Source organism: Mesorhizobium sp. (assembly GCF_005063415.1).
Lineage (GTDB): Bacteria > Pseudomonadota > Alphaproteobacteria > Rhizobiales > Rhizobiaceae > Mesorhizobium.
Genome location: NZ_SUEG01000212.1, coordinates 1 through 3,714, shown reverse-complemented (window position 1 = coordinate 3,714; position 3,714 = coordinate 1). Strand labels below are relative to the sequence as shown.

Annotated in this window: 4 protein-coding genes; all 4 read right to left on the bottom strand. The window is 65.5% G+C overall.

Annotated features, from left to right (window positions below; all coding sequences use genetic code 11):
* Window positions 1-591: MFS transporter (locus E5W70_RS29885; protein ID WP_292664883.1), on the bottom strand; the 591-nt coding region annotated here is incomplete at its 3' end.
* 74 nt (window positions 592-665) lie between these two features.
* Complete coding sequence (locus tag E5W70_RS29880) at window positions 666-1,253, bottom strand: nicotinate-nucleotide adenylyltransferase (protein WP_292664887.1); 588 nt, start codon at window positions 1,251-1,253, stop codon at window positions 666-668.
* 250 nt (window positions 1,254-1,503) lie between these two features.
* Entirely contained in the window at window positions 1,504-2,790 is a 1,287-nt protein-coding gene (locus tag E5W70_RS29875; RefSeq protein ID WP_292664882.1) for a glutamate-5-semialdehyde dehydrogenase, read from the bottom strand.
* 13 nt (window positions 2,791-2,803) lie between these two features.
* Window positions 2,804-3,714 (bottom strand): glutamate 5-kinase (gene proB, locus E5W70_RS29870; RefSeq protein ID WP_292664881.1); only part of this gene is annotated, 911 nt, incomplete at its 5' end.

The following is a 3,714-nucleotide window of genomic DNA, read 5'->3' as shown; positions in this document are numbered from 1 at the left end:
CGGCTGCGCGAGCCGCGTCAGCCCGACAGGAAGAATCGACAGCGCGGTGAAGGCAATGCCGATCAGCGGCGCGTCGGCCGCGCGGATATCGATCAACGCCAGCGTCGAATAGCCGACGCCGAGCCCGGCGACATAGGCAACGTAGAAGATAGCCATGATCCGGCCGCGAATGGCGTTGGCGACGACATCGTTCAGCCAGCTCTGCGCGACGATGAACAGGCCGCATATGGCAAAGCCGTAGAGCGCCCGTGCAGCGATCCATGGCAATGGGTGCGGCCCGGCGCCGACCGCGGCGTTGGACAGCACGATCAGTGCCGACAGCACCATGAACACGCGGGCATGGCCGACACGCCGCACCAGCGGCCCGGTCAGGATACAGCCGGCGAGGCCGCCAGCCGAAAGGCCGGTGACGATCAGCCCCGCCCATGTCGGATCGAAGCCCTCGGCGCCGAGCCGAACTGGGATATAGGCGAACATCAGCCCATTGCCGACGGCGATCAGCGCCATCGACAAGAGGATGCTGGCAATGGCGATCGACGGCGCCGGCTGCCCTAGACCGTTCTTGTCCTGGTCGCGCTCGAGAATCGTCATGACCGAGGGTCGCCCATCAAGCAGATCAAGGCAGCGGCAAAAGCGACATCACCGATCTTGCCTTCCGTGTTGGCTCAGCCCTTTGCCACCTTACGGATCGCGCTCGACGACAGCGACGAACGCGGGCCGTGAATGAAGGTCCAGGCCGGCGCGTCCATACGGGCGAGCCGCGGTGCGTCGCCCTCGTCGACGCGGGCATAGTCGAACGTCTTGGCGACCACCGACGACAGGAACGACAGCGTCGCGCCTGGCCGATCGACCACCGCGATCGGGAACGTCATGACGATGCGGCGCCAGCGCTGCCAGCGGTGGAAGTCGCGAAGCGAGTCGGCCCCCATGATCCAGACGAAATCGACGCCCGGGTTACGCGCCTTGACCAGCGCCAGCGTGTCGGCGGTGAAGCGGACGCGGTGGGCCGCCTCGAATGCGGTGACCTTGATCTTCGGGTTCTTCGCGATCTTTTCGGATAGCTGCAGCCGCTCGGCCAGCGGCGCCAGGTCTCCGGCATTCTTGAGCGGATTGCCGGGCGTCACCATCCACCACAGCTGATCGAGCGCAAGGCGTCTGAGTGCGATCTCGGCGACCAGCGCATGGCCGGCGTGCGGCGGGTTGAACGAACCGCCGAACAGCCCGACCGCCACGCCTTTCCCGGCATGCGGCATCTTGAGGTAGCGGGAGGATATGGCATGTTCGGACAAGGCAAGCATGCGTTAGGCACCCCCCTCTGCCCTGCCGGGCATCTCCCCCTCAGGGGGGGAGATTGTCGGCTTCAATGACAGCATGAATTTTGCCCGCCCGGAAATTGGCGAAATCGCGAAAGAGAGCTGATCTCCCCCCTTGAGGGGGAGATGCCCGGCAGGACAGAGGGGGGTGGCTGGGCGCACGCCTCTCAGGCTCTGACTGCGAACGGATTCAAGGCCTCACCTGTCCCGACCCGCGTACGCGATATTTGAACGACGTCAGTTGCTCGACGCCGACCGGCCCGCGTGCATGCATCTTGCCGGTGGCGATGCCGATTTCGGCGCCCATGCCGAACTCGCCGCCATCGGCAAACTGGGTCGAGGCATTGTGCAGAAGGATCGCCGAATCGATCTCGTTGAAGAACCGTTCGACGGCCTTTGCATCCTCGGCGATGATCGCCTCGGTGTGATGCGAGGAAAACGTCTCGATATGCTCGATAGCGCCGGCAATGCCGTCGACCAGCTTCACAGCAATGATGGCGTCGAGATATTCGGTCACCCAGTCTGCGTCGGTCGCGGGCTGGGCATCGCTATAAAGCCTCAGCACCTCGGCATCGGCATGGATCTCGCAGCCTGCCGCCCGTAGGGCCTTGAGGATCGGCACCAGGTGCGTGCCGGCGACGGCACGGTCGACCAGCAGCGTCTCGGCAGCACCGCACACCCCGGTGCGCCGCATCTTGGCATTGACCGCGATCTTGACCGCCATGTCGAGATCGGCCGATCGGTCGATATAGAGATGGCAGATGCCCTCGAGATGCGCGAACACCGGCACCCGTGCCTCGGTCTGCACACGCTCGACCAGGCTGCGGCCACCGCGCGGAATGATGACCTCGAGATTGCCGGAAAGCCCTTTCAGCATTTCGCCGACGGCGCCGCGATCGGTGGTCGGCACCAATTGTATGGCATCCTCCGGTAGCCCGGCTGCCTTGAGCCCCTCGACCAGGCAGGCATGGATCGCGGCGGAAGAATTCGCCGAATCCGAGCCGCCGCGCAGGATCACCGGATTGCCCGCCTTGAGGCAGAGCGCACCGGCATCGGCGGTCACGTTCGGCCGGCTCTCATAGATGACGCCGACGACGCCGAGCGGCGTGCGCACCCGTTCGATGTGCAACCCGTTCGGCCGGTCCCATGCGGCAATGACATCGCCGACCGGATCGCGCAACTCGGCGATTTCATTGATACCGTCTGCCATGGCGCGGATGCGAGCGGGATCGAGCTTCAGCCGATCCATCGACGCTGCCGATAGGCCAGCCTCCTCGCCATTTCTGATGTCGATGGCATTGGCGTCGAGGATGTCCTGCTCATGCCGAAGGATCGCCTGAGCCATGCCGACCAGCGCCGCGTGCTTGCGCTCGGCCGCAGCTATGGCCAGCGGTCGGGCCGCGGCACGCGCGCGGCGGCCGATATCGGCCATCAGCGCCACGGTATCATCCCGGGATTTTTCATGCAGCGTCAGCATGGCTCATCCTCCGCTATGTAACCTGGTCACCGACTACTTGCTCGCCACCGGCATGGCTCACCACAAGGTCGTCGCGATGGATCATCGCCGATCGCGCTTCGTAGCCGAGTACGGTTTCGATCTCGGTCGTCTTCAGGCCAGCGATCCTTACGGCATCGGCGGCATCATAGGCAACCAGCCCGCGCGCTATCTCGCGGCCCTCGGGCGACAGGATCGCCACCGTATCGCCACGCGCAAAATTGCCGCTGACCAGTTTGACGCCGGCCGGCAGCAGCGACTTGCCGGAGAGCAGCGCGCCGATGGCGCCGGCATCGACGGTCAGCCGCCCCGCCGGTTCGAGCTGCCCGGCGATCCAGGTCTTGTAGCCTTTGACCGGATTGGGGCTCGGCCGGAAGAACGTGGCGCGCTCACCGCGCTCGATTGCCAGCAGCGGCGACAGCCGCGTGCCCGATGTGATGATCATGGCGGTGCCGGCTGCGGTGGCGATCTTGCCGGCGTCGAGCTTGGTGCGCATGCCGCCGCGCGACAATTCCGAAGCGGCGGCGCCCGCCATCGCCTCGATATCGGGGGTGATGCGGTCGACGACCGGAATGAACCGGGCTTGCGGGTCACGCGCGGGCGGTGCCGTGTAGAGCCCGTCAATGTCGGAGAGCAGCACCAAAAGGTCGGCGCCCATCATGGTGGCGACACGCGCCGCCAGCCGGTCGTTGTCGCCATAGCGGATTTCCGACGTCGCCACCGTGTCGTTCTCGTTGATGACCGGCACCGCCTTCATCTTGAGCAGCGTCGAGATCGTAGCGCGGGCGTTGAGATAGCGGCGGCGTTCTTCGGTGTCGCCGAGCGTCAGCAGTATCTGGCCCGATTTCAAGCCATCCTTGCCGAGTGCATCCGACCAGGCGCCGGCCAGCGCGATCTGTCCAACGG